Raw genomic sequence first — 20,077 nt, 5'->3', positions numbered from 1 at the left:
CTATTACTCTTCTTCTGCATCAACGATAAAGTTCGGATCTAATTCTTCAAATTCATCATCAGCAATTTGGAAATCATCATCTGATTCTACGCAGCCTTCAGGATTTACACTTACACAAATTTTCGTTTCTCCAACTACTTCTGTTACAAATTCACGTTCTACAGTTACAACAATTTTATTACCATTTGGTGATACAAGTGCTTCTAAACAATTTGGCGGCTGAATAACACGAGCAATAATTTCTAAATCGTCACCAGAAAAGTTTTTATCACGATAACCAATACTTACTTCGTCCGTGTAGTTCACACGTTCTGTTACAACTTCAGTCTTTGTATTTCCATCAAATGAATACCAAGTGTTCACATCATAGAAACCTTCAATTTCCACATGTTTTCCATTCTTTCTTGCTTCGTACGAGTGGTTAATTACCCAGCACCCTAAAATACTTGTTGGCTCATTATTCGATTCACATGTATGCGTTGACTTTGTATACTTACGTCCTTTTCCAACCACTGCTTTTGTAATAATCTCTCTAAATTCGGACATTCGTAACCCTCCTCAATCACTATTCACTTAATCATATGCGTGACAATAGCGGAATGTGTCATTCTTTTTTCGAGAAGACCTTACGTTTAATCCACAAAAAAAGAGATGTCAATATGACATCTCTTTAACAACCACAATTTCCTTTTTTACTTTCTACCGCTGCGCCAGTTTCACCCTTTAGTACATCACCACCAGTTGAAATTAATATTTCATCTGTTACGTTGTTAGAAATTGTACTAGCAACTAACTGTAATAAGTCATTTACGTATGTTTGTGAAGATTTAAATTGTTGTACGACTGGAATACTGTCTAACTTATCTTGCAATGCATCAATTTCAGCTTCTACCTTTTTTAAAGCTTCCCATTTCCCGTAATGTTGCAAGTTTACTGCTTGTTTTTGCAGTGCTTTAATTTCATCGATTGCGCGCTTTACATTTTCATTTTTATGAATTTGCGCCTCTGCTTTCTTAAAAAAATCAACTTCTTCTGTTTCAGAAATCATTTTTGCTAATTCTTTCGCTTGTTCAACAATGTCATCTTTCGAATATACTTTCATCTATTATTTCACCTCAATCGGCTCTTCAACTAATTCCCCGTTAAGAGACCAAGTTTTTGCTTCCGTTATTTTTACTTTCACAAGCTGACCAATTAAAGATTTTGAAGCGACGAAGTTTACAAGTTTATTCGTACGAGTATAACCTGCAAGTACTTCCGGATTATTTTTACTTTCCCCATCAACTAACACTTCTACAATTTGACCTTTGTAACGACTATTCTTTTCAATTGCCAACGTATTTACTAGTGTATTTAAGCGTTGAAGACGTTCTTTCTTTACTTCCATCGGTACATTATCTTTCATTTTTGCAGCTGGTGTACCTTCGCGAGGAGAGTAAATGAATGTAAAGGCAGTATCAAACCCTACTTCACGATATAACGACATCGTTTCTTCAAATTGCTCATCTGTTTCATTTGGAAAACCAACGATAATATCTGTTGTTAATACTGCATCTGGAATTGCTTCTTTAATTTTTCTTACAAGTTCTAAATAATGCTCACGCGAATATTTACGTGCCATAATTTTCAACATATCCGTACTTCCAGATTGAACTGGTAAATGGATATGTTCTACTAGGTTGCCACCTTTTCCAAGCACTTCAATTAAGTGATCATCGAAATCACGTGGATGGCTCGTTGTAAAACGAATACGGGCAATATCAACTTTACGAAGTTCGTCCATTAAATCGCCAAGACCGTATTCTATATCTTCAAAGTCTTTACCATATGCATTTACGTTTTGACCAAGTAAAGTAATTTCTTTATAACCATTTGCAGCTAAATGACGAATCTCTTGGATAATATCTTCTGGACGTCTACTTCGCTCTTTTCCGCGTGTATACGGTACAATACAATACGTACAGAATTTATCACAGCCATACATAATATTTACCCAAGCTTTAATATCACCACGACGTACTTTCGGAAGGTTTTCAATTACGTCACCTTCTTTTGACCATACTTCAACTACCGTCTCTTTCGAGAACATCGCATCTTTTAGAATGTACGGTAATCTATGAATATTATGCGTTCCAAATACCATATCTACATGCTGATTTTTTTGCATAATTTTATTTACAACAGATTCCTCTTGAGACATACAACCACATACACCAATTAAAAGGTCTGGATTTCTTCGTTTGAGTGACTTTAAATGGCCTAGCTCACCAAACACCTTATTTTCAGCATTTTCACGAATTGCACAAGTGTTTAATAAAACTACATCTGCATCCTCAGTTGAAAAAGTTGGTTCATATCCAAGTGCGGTGAAAATACCTGCCATTACTTCCGTATCATGCTCATTCATTTGACAACCATATGTACGAATATAGAACTTTCTTCCTGTACCAAAATTGCGAAACTCTTCAGGTAAGCCAAAATCCCGTTCAATTTTAACTTCTTCTTTCCCACGCTTTTTCGCATCCTTTAAGGAAGGTGGTTGATATACATTTTCAAAGTATTTACTATAATCTTTCTCTTCTTTTTTCGTAGAGGAATTTGCTTGTTGACTTGCTAATCGTTGTTGCTCGTTCATCGGTAATCTCCTTTCACCCTTAACTATACATACTCTATAGTCCATTTTAATGCGCCTAGACTCACCTCAAAAATGGTTAGATAGCTTGAGAGATAACTTGTCCTTTGAAACTTGAGTAATCAATCTAATCATTCATAAGAATGAAGTCTTCCCCACGCAAATAGACATTCCCTTTTTATCATTTCTTGTTGTCCTACCAAAAAGCATATTGCTTTATCCCTATAAACATTACCATAGTATGATGTATTTCGCCAATTTTAACAATAAAGAGGCCCTTTATTATCTTACATTTCATAAGCAATGAACTTGCCATTTTCATACAACGATTTATATATTATTTTATCATTCTGAATTTTCTAAGTAAATAAGGCTACCCTATATTTTTGTACATAAAAAAAGGTTACCAAATCGGCAACCTCCTCTTCTTACATTACATAAATTCAGCAACAAGCTCATCAAACATTTTCTGATCCATATTTAAATCAGATTTCACTAAAGGCTCTTCACTATAGCCTTTAACAAGTTCTTGATATGATGGTTGCTTAGTATTTTGATAAATTAACCCTGTTACTAAACCGTTATTTTCCATTAAAGTTTGCATAGCCATCATGCGATTAGATGGATCATATCCCTCTACTGTGCTTAGTTTCGTTAAATTCTCTTTAAACCAATCGTAAGTATTTACTTTATTGTAAGTAACACATGGGCTAAATACGTTAATTAATGAAAATCCTTTATGGTTAATACCAGCTTCAATAATTTGTGTTAATTCTTTTAAATCACTCGAAAAGCTTTGCGCCACAAATGTCGCACCAGCTGTTAAGGCCATTTCCATTACATTTAGTGATGGTTCAATTGAACCTTGTGGTGTGCTTTTCGTTTTAAATCCAGCTTCACTACGTGGTGAAGTTTGCCCTTTTGTTAATCCGTAAATTTGGTTATCCATTACGATGTACGTAATGTCGATATTACGACGAATAGAATGGATTGTATGACCCATACCAATCGCAAACCCATCACCGTCACCACCTGAAGCGATAACTGTTAAATCACGATTTGCCATTTTCACACCTTGCGCAATTGGAAGGGCACGACCATGAATACTATGCACACCATATGAATTAATATAACCTGAAATACGGCCTGAACAGCCGATACCAGAAATAACAGCAAGTTCATCTGGATTTAGGCCAACGTTAGCTGCCGCACGTTGAATTGCAGCTTGCACTGAGAAGTCTCCGCAACCTGGGCACCAGTTTGGCTTTACACTGTTACGAAAGTCCTTAAATGTTGCCATTTAATACAACCCCTTTTTTGCATTCGTTGTAAATCTCTTTCGGCAAGAATGGGTTTCCATCATATTTTAAAAGACTAGAAATTTTCTCACCATTACCAAGATTCATTTTCATAATGTTAGCAAGCTGACCTGTTGCATTGTTTTCTACTACTACAACACGCTTCGCCTTTTTCACAAGTGGATCGATTTCAGCTGTTGGGAACGGGTGAATTAAACGCACATGAGCATGGTTTACTTTCATACCCTCTTGTTCTAAACGCGTCATTGCCTCTTCGATCGCACCACGAGTTGAGTTAAATCCAACAAGCAATACGTCTGCTTCTTCATGCTTAACATTTTTATAAACAGGGGTATTAAACTTCAAGTTCTCCATTTTACGGAAACGTTTGTCCATTTGATCTTTACGGTTTATTGCTGATTCCGATGGTTTTCCAGTTTCATCATGTTCTACACCTGTAACATGGTGAACACCATTTTTCATACCAGGTAAAACACGTGGTGAAACGCCGTCTTCTGTTACTTCATAACGCTTGAAGTATGCTTTATTTTCACGTTCTGGTAATTCTACTTCTAAATCAAGCTTACCACGACGAATTTCCACTTTATCTAATTTAAGTGGTTCTACTGTTTGTTTTCCTAAAGAAAGCTGTAAATCTGTTAAGAAAATAACAGGAACTTGATATTCTTCAGATAAGTTAAATGCTTCTACAATGTCATAGAAAGCTTCTTCAACTGTACTTGGCGCCATTACGATTTTTGGAATTTCACCATGCGTACCGTAAATCATCGCCATTAAGTCAGACTGTTCTTGCTTAGTTGGTAATCCTGTACTTGGGCCGCCACGTTGTGTATCAACAATTACTAATGGAGTTTCTGTAATACCTGCTAAACCGATTGCTTCCATCATTAATGAAAGACCTGGACCAGCAGATGCCGTTAATGTACGAACACCAGCATAGTTTGCACCGATTGCCATTGTACAAGCTGCGATTTCATCCTCAGTTTGGATTACTGTTCCGCCGACTTTCGGTAATTTTTTAATTAAGTATTCCATAATTTCTGATGCAGGTGTGATTGGGTATGCTGACATAAAACGAGCACCACCAGCTACCGCACCAAATGCGATTGCATCGTTTCCAATCATAAACATGCGTTTTTTACCATCAGCTTTTTCAAGCTGCATCATGTTTACTTTCTCACCTAGTAATTCTTTCATATATTGAGAGCCGCGTTTAATTGCGTCCATATTCTTTTGAACGACTTGCTCTCCTTTACGACCAAAGATTTCTTCAACAACATCTAAATAAGCTGTTTCATCTAATCCTAATACTGCACTTGATGCTCCAACAGCAACCATGTTTTTCATTAATGATGTGCCTAATTCTGAAGCAATATCTGTAAACGGTATCACATATAGATTTACATCTGTATTGTCAGGTATTGTTGGATTAAATTTCGCATCCGCAACTACAATTCCACCTGGACGTAGTTCGTGGAAATTAAAATCAATTGTTTCTTGGTCAAAAGCAATTAAAATATCTAAATCATCTGAGATCGCTCGTACTTCTGTTGTACTTACACGAATTTTATTATTTGTATGGCCGCCTTTTATACGTGATGAGAAGTGGCGGTAACCGTATAGGTAATATCCTAATCGGTTTAATGCAATACAGAAGATTTCTCCTGTACTTTCAATTCCTTCACCTTGTTGGCCTCCAACTTTCCATGAAAGTTGACTAATCATCTCCTACACCCCTTTTGGCTGCATTCATTGTAGTGTATTTTTTTACAGTAATAGTTTAGCATTTTTTATGCAAATAAACTACAACGGACGCAAATTATGCCTCTTCTGATTTCCCTGAATCTTTAGTATAAAGCTATTTTGTTTTTCATTCTAGTATTAGGTCTTAAAAAAAGCAATAAAATCAAATGAATTAATTTTAATTTTTCTGAATTTTAAACCAAAACTTAAAAACTCATATGTTCTACAAAATTATCATATAAAAATCGTTCTACAGTAGATGCAGCATAGTGTTTACAAAGCTCATTCATTACATTTTCATAATCTCGATAAACTGATACATTTACAACTGTTTCTAAAATCCCATCAAAATCTGAACCAAATCCTATATTGTACTCTCCACCTAATGAACAAATATATTCGATATGTCTTACTATATCTGTTATATTTGCTTCATTTTCATTCGTTAGAAACTGCGGTACAAAAGTAACACCGATCATGCCATTTTTCTTTATAAGAGCTTTAAGTTGTTCATCGTTTAAATTACGTGGGTGCTCGCAAAGTTTCATACAATTTGAGTGGGAAGCAATAGGATTTTTTGCAATCTCTATAACATCCCAAAAACTTCTTTCATTCAGATGAGACACATCAGTCCATACATGTAGCGCATTCAGTTCTTGTACAACCTGTTTACCAAAATTCGTTAAACCCGCCCCACGTGTCTCTAGCGCACCATCAGCTAAGAGATTGGCATAATTCCATGTTAGTCCAAAAGAACGTACTCCTAGGCGATACAACAACCGTAATTTCATTGCTTCTTTTCCAATTGCTTCGCATCCTTCTAGTGTTAATATCGCTCCAACCTCGTCCTGTTTTAACATGTTAATATCATCTTTTGTCTGAATAAACTTTACACCTGGTAGGGATAAAATTTCATTATAAAAAATATCTACCATTTGTAATGCTGCTTCAAATCGGTTTTCATATGCCACTGTTTCTGGTACATATATAGCAAAACATTGTATACTTCCTTTTCTTCTCTTTAACTGTTCAAATGTAATATGTAATTGTGAATCATCGTTAAAATTCCTTTTCCCTTGTGCACTCCATAACTGAAGAAGCACGTCACAATGAGCATCAAAAATTTTCATTTTCATTCCTCCATTATAAAAACAACCTGTTTGCATACTGCAAACAGGTTGTTTAAAACTTAACGAGGTTCTACAATTAATTTTATTGCTGTACGCTCTTCGCCATCAATCATAATATCTGTAAACGCTGGGATACAAATCAGGTCCAAACCACTAGGCGCTACAAATCCTCTTGCAATTGCTACTGCCTTTACCGCTTGGTTCAATGCACCTGCACCAATAGCTTGAATTTCTGCTGTTCCGCGTTCGCGAATAACACCTGCAAGTGCACCAGCTACAGAATTAGGGACCGACGTTGCTTTAACTTTTAATATTTCCATTCCGCGTTTCCTCCTCGTTTCTTTAAAAAGTATTAGCAATTATTTCACTTTAACTTATATTCACGAGGAATGGCGCGTATTCCTGCTAAATTTTCGTAATTTTTCTAAAAAATTAAAATATAATAACTTATCTAAAATTTAACGAGAATTTACTCAAAAAATGGTTGATCGTCATTAATTAAAATACGTTCAATTTTCTTTGCTTTTCCTGTATTTGGATCCACATCAATTAACACTGCACTTAATTGCGTTCTACCATTTGTTACTTCAAATCGTACTGGTAAGTTTGTTAAAAACTTCTTCAATACTGCTTCTCTGTCCATACCTAATATTCCGTCATATGGCCCTGTCATCCCAACATCTGTAATGTATGCTGTTCCGCTTGGTAAAATACGGTTATCTGCTGTAGGGACATGCGTATGCGTACCTACTACTGCTGTAGCACGCCCATCTACATACCAACCTAGCGCTTGTTTTTCACTTGTAGTCTCCGCATGGAAATCAACAAAGATAATATTCGTACGTTTTTTCGCAATATTAATTAATTCATCCACTTTACGGAATGGACAATCAATCGGAGGAAGGAAAGTACGTCCTTGTAAGTTAATAACTGCAACTTCTGTTCCATTACAGTTCACAAAGATAAGTCCTTTTCCTGGAGTTCCTTCTGGGAAGTTAGCTGGTCTTGCAAGATATTTTGCATCATCGATGAATTCAAATACTTCCCGATTATCCCAAGCGTGGTTTCCAAGTGTAACTGCTTGCGCCCCACATTCTAAAAAGTTTCGATATATTTTTTCTGTAATCCCACGGCCACCTGCTGCGTTTTCTCCATTAATGATTGTTACTGTAGGTGTATATTTTTTCTTTAATGCCGGTACGTATTGTTGAATCATACCTCTACCAGGAGATCCTACTACATCCCCAACAAATAATATTCTCATATGTCTTACCCTTTCTATGTACTGCATTTTTTATTGCTATAGCATCAAGTAAATTCCTTATAATATGTTTATTATAAGTTTGTTTCACTTTTATACTATATAACTAACTGTCTTTATTTTATCCAATTCCAACACAAAAAAATAAAGTGGTGTTTCACCACTTTATTTTGCGTATTCCACTGCACGTGTTTCACGAATAACAGTTACTTTAATATGTCCTGGGTAATCCAGTTCATTTTCAATACGTTTTCGGATATCACGAGCTAAACGATGAGCTTCTAAGTCATCGATTGTATCTGGTTTTACCAAAATACGAACTTCACGTCCTGCTTGAATTGCAAATGACTTTTCAACGCCTTCATAAGACTCTGAAATCTCTTCTAACTTTTCAAGACGACGAATATAGTTTTCAAGTGTTTCACTACGAGCTCCCGGTCTTGCAGCTGATAAAGCATCTGCTGCTGCAACTAAAACTGCAATGATAGAAGTTGGTTCTGTGTCACCATGGTGAGATGCGATACTGTTTATAACTACAGGATGCTCTTTATATTTCGTTGCAAGTTCAACACCAATTTCAACGTGACTTCCTTCTACTTCATGGTCAATCGCTTTTCCGATATCATGTAATAGACCTGCACGTCTTGCTAGTTTTTCATCCTCGCCAAGCTCTGCCGCCATAAGTCCAGTTAAATATGCAACTTCCATAGAGTGTTTTAAGACGTTTTGACCATAACTTGTACGGTATTTTAAACGACCTAAAATTTTAATTAAATCTGGATGTAATCCGTGAACACCCACTTCAAACGTTGTTTGCTCTCCGACTTCGCGAATATACTCGTCCACTTCACGTCTTGATTTTTCGACCATCTCTTCAATACGCGCTGGGTGAATACGTCCGTCCTGTACTAGTTTATCAAGAGCGATACGAGCTGTTTCACGACGAATTGGGTCGAATCCAGAAAGGATTACCGCCTCTGGTGTATCATCGATAATTAAGTCAATACCCGTTAACGTTTCTAACGTACGAATATTACGACCTTCACGCCCGATAATACGTCCCTTCATTTCGTCATTTGGAAGATTTACAACCGAAACGGTTGTTTCAGCAACATGATCAGCTGCACATCTTTGCATTGCAAGAGATAAAATCTCTTTTGCTTTCTTATCCGCTTCTTCTTTCGCGCGAACTTCACTTTCTTTTACCATAACAGCGATTTCATGAGAAACTTCACTTTCTACTTTACCAAGAATAATTGCTTTCGCTTGTTCGCGTGTCAGATTGGAAATGCGCTCTAATTCTGTTTGTTGCTTTTGAACTAACTCTCCCACTTTGCTTTCCAACTCTTCAATCTGTTGTTGTCTCGCTACAAGAGATTCCTCTTTCTTCTCTAACTGTTGCTCGCGTTTATCGAGCGTTTCGTCTTTACGATCAAGGTTCTCTTCTTTTTGCATTAAACGATTTTCTTGTTTTTGTAATTCGCTTCTACGGTCACGAATTTCTAATTCAGCTTCTGTACGAAGTGTATGAATTTCATCCTTTGCTTCTAAAAGCGCTTCTTTCTTAAGTGCTTCAGCATCACGATTCGCTTCGTCTAAAATACGTCTCGCTTCATTAGCCGCACCATTAATCTTCGCTTCAGCAATAGACTTTCGAACAAAAAAGCCAACAACTGCACCGACTGTTGCAAGCAAAATGGAGATGAGTATCCAAACTGTACTCGTCATGATTTCACCTCCCCTTGCTATGAATGAAAAAAGACTGTCGGCATGTACATTGAATTACAACATACAGCAAAGACCGTCGTCCCGCTTTTTTAAGGGACTTTCTTCATTTCACAATTAAAATGTCATATTATTATTTCGGTAAGATTTAAACCTTACTCCGAATATTACTTCTCTTCTTGAGAAGAGTATATTGTATATAAGAAAAAATATACATTCTCATTGTATCTATCGTAATTTTCATTGTCAAGCGTTGTCTACTTTTACTTTCTTTGCCTTCAGCCTTGAATGTGACCTAAATTTTAAAAGTAAGGAGCCTACTATACTGGAAAACCTTAGTAATTCCCATTTCTTTTACTTAAAATATTTAAATATCCCTCTTTACACAACGCATTTGAAGTAAAAAAATATTTTTTATCTATAGTATTATGCTCCTTAATAGTAGATAAAAAAATAAAAGACACGAGGCCGTGTCTTTTATTTTTTTAATCAAGAAGAGTTGAATCTTCTGCGCCCTCAGCACCAGAATCTTCACTAATTCCGTGATGCTCACGAATAAAGAAGGCAATTTCTTCTCTTAAATCTGTATTTTCTTTTAAGAACTGCTTCGAATTTTCACGACCTTGTCCTAGGCGTTCTTCATTATAAGAATACCAAGCACCGCTCTTTTGAACGATATCAAGCTCAGAAGCCATATCCAAGATTTCACCTTCTCTTGAAATACCTTCTCCGTACATAATATCAACTTCAGCAACACGGAATGGTGGTGCTACTTTATTTTTCACTACTTTTACTTTTGTTTTATTACCAACGATGTCGTTACCTTGCTTTAATTGCTCCGCACGACGCACTTCAAGACGAACAGTTGAATAGAATTTCAACGCACGACCACCTGGAGTTGTTTCTGGCACTATCTATAGATTTTCCATCTCTATAGTCTGGACTATCTCTTCATCTCTTTACAGAGAGCCTTGCACTTCCAGCAGTAGCCTATCATCTGCCGTACCCTACTCAGTTAACTAAAAGTCCTTTTCGGTAGTCTCTACACCTTCCCCATATCACTATGGAGCTTGGCACGGTATTACCCTAAATAATGGTGGGCTTCACCGTTAGCAACTATATGGATAGTTACACCCTTAGGCAATAAGGTTCACAAGGTTTTTTAACATGCTATCACTAGCAAGGGAAACCCATGGTAAACTCCTTAATCTTTTGTAAGACTTTTTCTTTATTTGCTAACTCTTCTTCATGTATAACAAGATATTTATAGCAGCCCTCTTCCATAAATAAAAGTTTTCTTTTATCTCGTTCTTTTATCTTTTTGAGTGAGTGTGCCCATTTCCCATGGACATCTAAACAATATTTTCTACCTAAGTAGAAATCAATAGACCACTTATCGATTCTTTTTTGCTTAATGAACGCCAGATCTAAACTTAACAACATCTGTTCAACCTGTTGTTCCAGTAAAGTATCATAATTTTTCTTTCTGACCTTTACATTAAGCTCTTTTCTCCTCTTAGCAACACATGTATCGGATACGCCATACTTAATAGCAATTTCAACATGTGATAAATATGGATTTTTCAATTCTTGTTCAACTTCTGCGGTTTTAGGCAAGTAAATCTTTCTATGTCTGGTTCTTTTAATTCCGAGTAACTTTAATATTTCACCTACTCGCCTTTCATCAAGATTAATTTCTTTACCTATATCTTTCAATTTTCTATCCGCATGTTTCACAATAAAATCCACTTGCCATTGTTCTATGTTTCGATAAGTTCTATTTCCAATTGTCACTGCCACTTTAATCTCTCCCTATAAGAAATCCCTTATAAAGACTTAGTCGAAGAAGACAAATAAAGACTCAAGTACATCACTTTGATTAAGCAACTTGTAGTTGATTTCCGAACATAACCCCAACTTTTTCACGAATTTGGTTAATAAAGATTGCAATTGTTTTTGATTTGTTGATTGCTCCTGAAAGCTTACGAAGTGCTTGTGACATTAAACGTGCTTGTAAACCTACGTGTGAGTCACCCATGTCGCCTTCAATCTCTGCTTTCGGTACAAGAGCTGCTACAGAGTCAATTACGATAATGTCAACCGCACCACTTCGTACAAGTGCTTCCGCGATTTCTAATCCTTGCTCCCCTGTATCAGGCTGTGATAATAGTAATTCATCTATGTTAACGCCTAATTTTTGTGCATATACAGGATCCATTGCGTGCTCCGCATCGATGAATGCTGCTTGTCCACCTTGACGTTGTACTTCTGCAATTGCATGTAATGAAACTGTCGTTTTACCTGAACTTTCAGGTCCGTAAATTTCGATAATACGGCCACGTGGATATCCGCCTACTCCTAGTGCCACATCAAGTGCTAAAGAACCACTAGAAACTGTAGAAACTCTACGCTCCGCTTGTTCTCCTAATTTCATAATTGAACCTTTACCGAATTGCTTCTCTATTTGTTTTAACGCCATATCTAACGCTGCTTGACGATCACTCATTCAAAATTCCTCCTTAACTGAATTGCTAATCTTATTATACCTATTTTCAATTCAATTTGCCAACAAAAATCGAACATTTATTCGATTTTTTTATTTTCTATCAAATAATATCTAAATTTAACCGTAAAAAAACTAGAAGAAACTTATATCTCTTCTAGCTTTTTATATAAATGATAAAATCCATATTTTGCTGTTCGTTCTCTAATTTGTTGACGACTTCCGCTTAAATTAAGAGGAAAGACTACAGTTGGTTCATCCTTAATAGAAAGCCCAACAAATACTGTTCCTGGTTCTTTCTGTTCTGAAGCATCTGGCCCTGCTACACCAGTGAAACTAATTCCGATATCCGCTTTTAGTACATCCTTAACATTTTCAGCAAGATAACGAGCACATTCTTTACTAACTGCACCATCAGTATGCAACACTTCTTCAGGCACACGTAAAACATGTTGCTTCACATCATTATGATAACAAATGACACCGCCTTTAAACACAGAAGAAACACCAGCGTTTTCAGTTACTTGATTTCCAAAAAGACCACCTGTTAAACTTTCTGCACACGCTAAAGTTAACCCTTTTCTCTTCAATAACTCGATTGCCTTATAATGCAAAAATTCTTGGTCATATCCGTAGAAAAATTCTCCTACTCTTTCTAAAATCAAATCTTCCACATGTTGAATTAGTTTCTCCGCTTCGCTAACATTTTGATGCTTAGCGGTTAAACGTAATGTCACTTCTCCATCATTTGCTAACGGGGCGATTGTTGGGTTTGTTTGTCCATCAATTAAATCTTGAACTTTCACCTCTAATTGGGACTCCCCAATACCGAAGAAACGAAGCACACGAGAATAAATGTTTTCTCCTGTTGTAAAATTACGTAAAAAAGGCTCTACGTAACTTACATACATTGGTTTCATTTCTTTTGGCGGCCCTGGTAATAAAATATAAACTTTTCCGTTCTTATTTACCCCCATACCCGGCGCCATACCGTGGTCATTTGCAAATACTGTTGCTCCATTTAAAACGAGCGCTTGCTTTTTATTATTCTCCGTAAATTCACGGCCTGTACGCTTAAAGTAATTACTTATTAAGGCTAATGCCTTTTCATCATACACAAGCTCTTCATCTAAACTAGCAGCTATCGTTTCTTTCGTTAAATCATCTTTTGTCGGTCCTAATCCACCTGTAAAAATAAGTATATCAGCACGTTCTTCCGCAGCTTCAATCGCCTTTTGCAATCGCTTATTATTATCACCAACAACAGTATGATAGTACACGTTAATTCCGATTGAAGCTAACTTTTCAGATAAAAACTGGGCATTTGTATTTGCAATTTGTCCAAGTAATAATTCAGTTCCAACCGCAATAATCTCAGCATTCATCCCAATTCCCCCATAAACTTCTATTTTGAGTTTACAAAAGCAGCTCTATTTTTCCAGAAATAATCCCATCCTGAAATAACAGTAAAGATTAATGCAATCCATATGAAGATATCCGCAACTGGAATATGGATTAAATTTAAAGGTACATCGTGTAATAAATATGCTGCAATCGCAATAATTTGTGTCCATGTCTTAATTTTTCCTAGCTGGTTTGCTGCAACTACTTCCCCTGTTCCAGCAAGTACAAGACGTAAACCAGTTACCGCAAACTCACGACTGATAATTACAATAACAATCCAAGCCGGTACATATTGCATCTCTACCAATGTAATAAGTGCTGCCGAAACAAGTAATTTATCAGCTAACGGGTCAAGAAACTTCCCTAAATTCGTTACAAGATTATATTTTCTTGCGTAATGTCCATCAATCCAATCTGTAGCTGAAGCAATGATAAAGATAAGTGCCCCCACTAAATGTTGAATCGGTAAATCAACATCACCAATTTTGTATGAACCCCAATCAAAGGGTGCTAACATAATTACCATAAAAATTGGAATTAAGAAGATTCTAGATATTGTAATTTTATTTGGTAAATTCACAGCTATTCCTCCATCATATCAAAAACATTTGTTCATCGAAAAAAAGTCATCGAAGCGATGACTGTTATTGTGCAGGTTGCTCTATCCCTTGGTTTTTTATCACCAATCTTTGGTGAAGTTCTTTTTCTGGATCCAATGGATAAGCGACCACTTGGCCATTCAGTTTAACTTCAACATTCGTTGCATTTCCAATATTAAGTCGCACTTCTTTTAATGTTGATACATCACGTTTTTCTATTTGGCCCTCTTGTACTGTAGCGTTTAGAATCACATTCCCAGCATCATCTTTAACATCTACATAACTCGCACCTTTACCCGATAATTCCAGTTCTAATGTTTTATTATTATGAATTTCCAAAGTAGATACCTTTCCAGTTGTTCCAACTACTTTCACTTCTTGCTGTCCAGTTGGTTGTGCTGGTTGCTCCTCTTTCTTTGGTTCTTCTTTCTTTGGTTCCTCTTTTTTTGGCTCTTCCGCTTTCACTTCATCTTTCTTCGTATCTAACGGAGAATCTTTCGCTTTTTGAACTTCAATTTTCTCACTTTGAGCGCTCGGAACTTTTTCATCATCTTTTCCAGTTAACGCTTGAAACACAAACCAGATTACCACTCCAACTGCGATTACTAACAGCGCAACTAAGATTTTCGGCATGTGATCTGCAATTGGCCATGATGAAGATTTTTGCATTGTTTCTTGTGTTTTTTGTCCCGTTGATACTTGTGGAACTTCACGCTTTTCAGATTGTGGTATCGTACTCTGATGTTCTACGAGCAGTTCCTCTCCATTTAATCCAACCGCATCTGCGTATTGTTTAATGAATGCACGCGCATAAAAAGCTCCTGGCAATACATCATAATTGCCTTCTTCAATTGCCACTAAATGGCGTTTTTGAATTTTTGTAATCTCATGCAGCTGATCAATAGACAAGCCTTTCGCTTCTCTTGCTTCTTTCAGCTTTTGTCCCAATTCCGTCACTACTAACACCTCAATATTTCTTTAAAAGTCAAACATAGAGAAATTTTTTTGCGTACCTTGCTCAATTTCATCTACTAAATTATATTGAATTTCTTCATCATAATCGTTACGCAACTCGATAATATAATCAAAATCATCCAATGTGTATTCTGACTGACTCACAAATACATCAGGATGTTCCACAACTTTCGTTGCAGGCAATCTCATAATTTCACGAACGAGCTGCCAATGTCTTTCGTTAGCACGCTTCGTTGACACAATTCCATCTAGGATGAAAATATTGTCATCGCTATACTCATCTTCAATTAATTGACTACGAACAGTTTGCTTAATAAGAGTAGATGATACAAATAACCACCTTTTATTTGCACAAACACTTGCAGCAACAATGGATTCTGTTTTTCCGACACGAGGCATTCCGCGTATCCCAATTAGTTTATGGCCTTCTTTTTTCATAATTTCTGCCATAAAATCTACAAGTAAGCCTAATTCATCACGCACAAATCGAAATGTTTTCTTATCATCTGCATCTCGTTGTATGTACCTACCATGCCTAACCGCTAGCTTATCTCTTAGCTTGGGCGGACGATATTTCGTTACCGTTATGTTATCCATCGTATTTAAAATTGATTCAAGTCTAGAGATTTGCTCTTGATTATCACACATAAGAAGTAACCCACGTCGTGCATTATCTACACCATTAATTGTGACAATATTAATGCCGAGCATACCGATTAACGAAGAAACGTCACCAAGCAAGCCAGGTCGGTTTTTATGTATTTCATATTCAAAATACCATTCAATCATCCAAGATCACTCCCCTTGCTTACTTTACACCTACGTACTATATTATATGATTTCACCTTAATAGGGAAGCTAAATGTATAATCTACCCTGTGTAATTATTATACAAAAAAAGTAGAGAGGAGAATCTCCTCTCTACTTTTACTTATGTTGTACGAACTTAACCATTAAATTTGCAATTGTATGTTGCTCCTGTTCATCAGCAACTTTCCAAAGCTCAGCTAATAATTTCTCTTGGTCATTGCGTCCTTCTACTTCATTAGCAAGATAGTCGCCAACACGAAACGCCATATCTGATACCGCACCGCCATCTAAACCTTTGTCTTGCGCTTGCTCTAAACGTTCTCCTAAAAAGCTCTTCCACTGATCAAAATTATCTAATACTGACATAATTAAGCACCTCACTATTGAGTAATAAAATCATCCTTAATTTGTGCAACTATTCATTTTTTATGTAAGAATTTTTTAGCAGTGCCAACCGCCATTCACTCCGATAATTTGTCCAGTTATGTAAGACGCTCCTGGTGATACGAGGAATGAAACTGTTTTCGCTACTTCTTCTGGTAATCCTATTCTACCTAATGGTATATCTTCAGCAATTCCCATTTTATCTTCTTCAGAAAAAACACTTAACATTTCCGTTTCAATTGCTCCTGGTGCTACTGCATTCACACGTAATCCACTTAAAGAAACTTCTTTCGCTAAAGCTTTCACATATGAATTTTGTGCCCCTTTTACCATTGAATAAAGCACTTCACAAGAAGCCCCTATTTGTCCCCATATAGATGAAACAATTACAATATTACCACTTCTTCTCCCGATCATAGGCGGAAGTGCCATAGAAAGTAATTTATATACGTTCTTCACTTGAAGTTCTACCATATAATCCAATTCATCGTTTGTTACATCTGTTACTAGTCCAAAAATACTCTTCCCAGCTGCGTATACAATAACATCAATAGGATGTTCAATTTGTCCCCACAATTGCTCTGCTCCATCACTAGAAGCTAAATTCGCTTGAACAGGGATAACTTCTCCCCATGCCTTCTGCAATTCCAATACCTTTTCTTCACTGTTATTGTAATGAACATAAACTGTATATCCATCTTGAATTAATTGTTTCGAAATAGCAGAGCCAATTCCTCCGCTCCCTCCAGTTACTAACGCATACTTTTTCATAAAGTCCCTCTCTTATCTCTACAAGTTCAATTTTCACATAACTAAATAATACCCTCATCTTACAATTTTTCAATGATAAGATGAGGGTATCTTTTTAATTTTATTTTTTCGGTAACACCTGACAAATACTCATTTTGTCTTCTGATAACAATAATTTCGCTACTTCTTGTAAGTCTTGAACGGTTAGTCCTTCTAATACAGTCAATGCGTCAAATAGGCTAGATTCATTAAACGCGTATCGTGTAAATTGATTTGCAATATATTCTGGTGAATTCAACGAGCGTAAAAAACCACCAATTTTCTTTTTCTTCACTCGTTCTAATGCCGCCGCATCTAATTGATCATAATCTGTTTTTAATAAAATATCTTTTAAACGATTTGCTAATTCATCAGGTTGTTTCGTATCACCGCCAACCATTGCAAAACCGAAGTTATTTTCTTCTGTATAGTCATACGAGAATGAATCATCAATAAGCCCTTCATTATATAAAGTTTCGTAATGAACAGAACTTTTTCCAAATAAATAATCTAAGAGTAACGTAAGCGCAATTTCTTGTTTTAAAAGCGCTTGCCCCTTTTCCTTTAAATTAGTCGCTTTAATACCAACTAAACATTTCGGTGTTTGCACAGGCATTGAAATAATTTTTTTCTTTTCATTTACCTCATTTGGTTCTTCTTCAAATGAACGCACAATTTCTGGCTGGTTTTTATAATCTTTTTTCGCTTGATTTTCACGTACTAAATCCATTGTTTTCTCTGGATCAATTGCACCCACAACAAACAATAACATATTGCTCGGATGATAAAATGTTTCATAACATTCATACAATAAATCTTTCGTAATTTTACTAATAGATTCGATTGTCCCTGCAATATCAATTTTAATTGGGTGTTTTACAAACAAGCTATCAATTAACCCGAAGTACAAACGCCAATCTGGGTTATCTTGATACATTTGAATTTCTTGCCCAATTATCCCCTTCTCCTTTTCAACCGTTTTTTCAGAGAAATAAGGCTCTTGCACGAAGTTTAGCAATGTATTTAAATTTTGTTCTACGTTTGAAGTACATGAAAAAAGGTAAGCTGTTCGTGTAAAGGATGTAAAAGCATTTGCCGATGCTCCTTGTTTACTAAACAATTGGAAAGCATCGTGATCTTCTTTTTCAAATAATTTATGCTCAAGAAAATGTGCAATTCCATCAGGCACACGAATCATTTCTTCTTTCCCTAATGGTACAAATGTATTATCTACAGAACCATATTTCGTCGTAAACGTCGCAAATGTTTTATTAAATCCTTGTTTCGGTAAAACATATACATCTAATCCATTAGGAAGTTTTTCATAATAGAGTGTTTCTTTTAATTGCTCATAAACAATTTTCTCCATTTACTCTCCCTCCGTTCCTTGTAAAAAGTAAATTGTATCTAGTTCAATATTTTTAGCAACTTTTACAATTTCTTCTTTCGTCACACTTTCTATACCTGTAAGCCATTCTTCAACTGGACGTGTACGATCTGAAATAATACCATGATATAGCATTTCTACAAAGCCACGTGGTGTATCAATTGCCTCTAATATTTGATTTTGGATGACACTTTTTGTTTGATGTATTTCTTCTTCAGAAAACTCTCCGTTTTGCATCGCAAGCATTTGTTCTTTAATAATCTCAACTGCTTTTTCATAATTTTTCGCTTCGATTCCTGACATAACAAATAATAAACCTTTATGACTTTCAAAGCGCGATGCTGCATAGTACGCTAAACTATTTTTTTCACGCACATTTACGAATAACTTCGAATGAGAAAAGCCACCAAACAATCCATTGAACAATTGCAATGCAAAATAATCTTCATCTTTATATGTGACAAATGTACGATAACCGATGTGTAATTTACTTTGTTTTAATTCTTGTTTTTCAACAACTTCTTTTTCTTCATTGTTTCGTCTATGAAGGAGTACATTTCTTTCTCTCACTGGACGAGTTGAAATAGAAAAATACTTACTTACAAGATCAACGGCGTTTTCTGAAATATCACCAATAATATATAGATCCATTTCATCTTCCGCTAACACCTTTTGATAATACTGATACAAACTTTCATTTGTAATAGACATAACACTCTCTTTTTTTCCATTTGCACTTAAACGATACGGTTCTACTTTGCACATTTCTTCAATTAAACGCTCGTTTGCATAACGCATTTTATCATCATAAGTAGCTTCAATTCTCTGTAACAGTGCTCTTTTTTCACTTTCTACGATAGAAGATAGGAAACCGTTCCCCTCCGTTGCTGGATGTAACACAATATCTGACAACATAGAAAGCGCTTTTTCAAATAACGGTGGTGCATCATGTAAATAAACTTCATTTGCAATGTCTACATAAATGGAGATAATATGGTCTTCCCCTTTTTTACTTACATCTACCGCTAAAGAAGATCCGTATAATTCTTCTAAATATTGACGAAGACGAATTACAGAAGGTAATTTTTCTGTCGCACTTTGCAATACGTATGGCAATAGGGCACGCTCTGTCACCGTCTCCTCATTTAAAGGCGCTTTAAAACGAAATACAAAGGTATTCGTTTTATATTTATCAGTCGGAATAATATGTACGCGCAAACCACCTAACTCATGTAGTTGTTGTTCCATTAGTTTCATTTATAGCCCTCCTTTACGTATATAGGAATATTCCTCTTCAATATACAGTTTTTAGAAATAAAAAATCAACTTTTCTCCCTTATTATGCTTACATATGATTCTTTCTAAAAACTTTAATATGTAAGGAACATAGTAAAATTCCGTATTAAATATATTCTA

At 35.9% G+C, this 20,077-nt stretch carries 18 protein-coding genes and 2 pseudogenes; all 20 read right to left on the bottom strand.

Going from position 1 to position 20,077, the window contains the following annotated elements:
- Positions 1–3 precede the first annotated feature (3 nt).
- The 20 genes and pseudogenes from cotE to yfmF all read right to left on the bottom strand — a co-directional run bounded on the left by cotE (position 4) and on the right by yfmF (position 19,918).
- Positions 4–546 carry an outer spore coat protein CotE gene (cotE, locus tag DN404_RS18400; protein ID WP_001288799.1) on the bottom strand — a complete coding sequence of 181 codons (543 nt, stop codon included), beginning with the start codon at positions 544–546 and terminating at the stop codon, positions 4–6.
- 124 nt (positions 547–670) lie between these two features.
- Entirely contained in the window at positions 671–1,102 is a 432-nt protein-coding gene (locus DN404_RS18395) for a YlbF/YmcA family competence regulator (RefSeq protein ID WP_000870461.1), read from the bottom strand.
- A gap of 3 nt (positions 1,103–1,105) precedes the next feature.
- The gene (gene miaB / locus DN404_RS18390; RefSeq protein ID WP_001005378.1) at positions 1,106–2,635 is read right to left on the bottom strand and encodes a tRNA (N6-isopentenyl adenosine(37)-C2)-methylthiotransferase MiaB; all 1,530 of its coding nucleotides are present in this window, start codon (positions 2,633–2,635) and stop codon (positions 1,106–1,108) included.
- Positions 2,636–3,065: 430 nt separating this feature from the next.
- Positions 3,066–3,932 (bottom strand): 2-oxoacid:ferredoxin oxidoreductase subunit beta, encoded by an 867-nt coding sequence (locus DN404_RS18385; RefSeq protein ID WP_000190155.1) that lies wholly within the window; start codon positions 3,930–3,932, stop codon positions 3,066–3,068.
- Complete coding sequence (locus tag DN404_RS18380; RefSeq protein ID WP_000625418.1) at positions 3,919–5,676, bottom strand: 2-oxoacid:acceptor oxidoreductase subunit alpha; 1,758 nt, start codon at positions 5,674–5,676, stop codon at positions 3,919–3,921. Before DN404_RS18380 ends, DN404_RS18385 begins: the two co-directional genes overlap by 14 nt.
- Positions 5,677–5,900: 224 nt before the next feature.
- Positions 5,901–6,824, bottom strand: a complete 924-nt coding sequence (locus DN404_RS18375) for a dipeptidase (RefSeq protein WP_000688045.1) — start codon at positions 6,822–6,824, stop codon at positions 5,901–5,903.
- A 59-nt stretch (positions 6,825–6,883) separates the two neighbouring features.
- Positions 6,884–7,144: a stage V sporulation protein SpoVS gene (spoVS, locus tag DN404_RS18370; protein WP_000404341.1), complete on the bottom strand. Its 261-nt coding sequence runs from the start codon at positions 7,142–7,144 to the stop codon at positions 6,884–6,886.
- A 149-nt stretch (positions 7,145–7,293) separates the two neighbouring features.
- A complete protein-coding gene (locus DN404_RS18365) occupies positions 7,294–8,088 on the bottom strand; it encodes a TIGR00282 family metallophosphoesterase (protein ID WP_001221095.1) in 795 nt (264 codons plus the stop codon).
- Between the two features lie 162 nt (positions 8,089–8,250).
- Positions 8,251–9,813 (bottom strand): ribonuclease Y, encoded by a 1,563-nt coding sequence (rny, locus tag DN404_RS18360; protein WP_000204911.1) that lies wholly within the window; start codon positions 9,811–9,813, stop codon positions 8,251–8,253.
- Between the two features lie 482 nt (positions 9,814–10,295).
- Positions 10,296–10,718: pseudogene (locus DN404_RS18355) on the bottom strand (recombinase RecA family protein); the annotation flags it as partial.
- Between the two features lie 268 nt (positions 10,719–10,986).
- Positions 10,987–11,610 carry a PDDEXK family nuclease gene (locus tag DN404_RS18350; protein WP_000301532.1) on the bottom strand — a complete coding sequence of 208 codons (624 nt, stop codon included), beginning with the start codon at positions 11,608–11,610 and terminating at the stop codon, positions 10,987–10,989.
- A gap of 97 nt (positions 11,611–11,707) precedes the next feature.
- Positions 11,708–12,316, bottom strand: a pseudogene (gene recA / locus DN404_RS18345) (recombinase RecA); the annotation flags it as partial.
- A 143-nt stretch (positions 12,317–12,459) separates the two neighbouring features.
- Entirely contained in the window at positions 12,460–13,698 is a 1,239-nt protein-coding gene (cinA, locus tag DN404_RS18340) for a competence/damage-inducible protein CinA (protein ID WP_000990688.1), read from the bottom strand.
- A gap of 20 nt (positions 13,699–13,718) precedes the next feature.
- A complete protein-coding gene (pgsA, locus tag DN404_RS18335; protein ID WP_001052967.1) occupies positions 13,719–14,297 on the bottom strand; it encodes a CDP-diacylglycerol--glycerol-3-phosphate 3-phosphatidyltransferase in 579 nt (192 codons plus the stop codon).
- A 64-nt stretch (positions 14,298–14,361) separates the two neighbouring features.
- The gene (locus tag DN404_RS18330) at positions 14,362–15,273 is read right to left on the bottom strand and encodes a helix-turn-helix domain-containing protein (RefSeq protein ID WP_000137461.1); all 912 of its coding nucleotides are present in this window, start codon (positions 15,271–15,273) and stop codon (positions 14,362–14,364) included.
- 21 nt (positions 15,274–15,294) lie between these two features.
- Positions 15,295–16,080: a DUF3388 domain-containing protein gene (locus DN404_RS18325; RefSeq protein WP_149215315.1), complete on the bottom strand. Its 786-nt coding sequence runs from the start codon at positions 16,078–16,080 to the stop codon at positions 15,295–15,297.
- Positions 16,081–16,218: 138 nt separating this feature from the next.
- Entirely contained in the window at positions 16,219–16,467 is a 249-nt protein-coding gene (locus DN404_RS18320) for a DUF3243 domain-containing protein (RefSeq protein ID WP_000114450.1), read from the bottom strand.
- Positions 16,468–16,542: 75 nt separating this feature from the next.
- Complete coding sequence (gene ymfI / locus DN404_RS18315) at positions 16,543–17,256, bottom strand: elongation factor P 5-aminopentanone reductase (protein ID WP_000759604.1); 714 nt, start codon at positions 17,254–17,256, stop codon at positions 16,543–16,545.
- 100 nt (positions 17,257–17,356) lie between these two features.
- Complete coding sequence (gene yfmH, locus DN404_RS18310; protein WP_000411976.1) at positions 17,357–18,643, bottom strand: EF-P 5-aminopentanol modification-associated protein YfmH; 1,287 nt, start codon at positions 18,641–18,643, stop codon at positions 17,357–17,359.
- On the bottom strand, positions 18,644–19,918 hold the full coding sequence (yfmF, locus tag DN404_RS18305) for an EF-P 5-aminopentanol modification-associated protein YfmF (protein WP_000772418.1): 1,275 nt from the start codon (positions 19,916–19,918) through the stop codon (positions 18,644–18,646).
- Between the last annotated feature and the right edge of the window lie 159 nt (positions 19,919–20,077).

The sequence above is a fragment of the Bacillus sp. TE8-1 genome (genome assembly GCF_008368855.1).
Classification (GTDB): domain Bacteria; phylum Bacillota; class Bacilli; order Bacillales; family Bacillaceae_G; genus Bacillus_A; species Bacillus_A cereus.
Note: the sequence above shows the minus strand (reverse complement) of the source record. Positions and strands in the feature narration are given on the sequence as shown.